Annotated in this window: 1 protein-coding gene; it reads left to right on the top strand. The window is 70.9% G+C overall.

The features are described from left to right. Positions 1–158, top strand: a 158-nt coding sequence (locus VJI94_RS09030; RefSeq protein WP_416383690.1) for a sugar nucleotide-binding protein, incomplete at its 5' end; no start/stop codon positions are given. Positions 159–230 lie beyond the last annotated feature (72 nt).

Raw genomic sequence — 230 nt, 5'->3', positions numbered from 1 at the left:
CGGGGTTCGCCGCCGAGATTTTTGCGCAGAGCGGCGCGCGCGGCGGCGCGATCGCGGCGGTCAGGCCGATCGCCACCGCCGACTATCCGACGCCGGCCAAGCGCCCCGCCAACTCGCTCTTGAGCCACGACGCGATCCGCGCCGCTTACGGCATCTAGCCGCGGCCGTGGCAGGCGGCGCTCGGCGACATCCTCGACGAACTCATCGGAGCACCGAAATGAAGGGCATCA

Source organism: Parvimonas sp. D9, from assembly GCF_035282565.1.
Classification (GTDB): Bacteria; Bacillota; Clostridia; order Tissierellales; family Peptoniphilaceae; genus Parvimonas; species Parvimonas micra.
The sequence above is the reverse complement of the archived record's forward strand: the minus strand, read 5'-3'. Positions and strand labels throughout refer to the sequence as shown.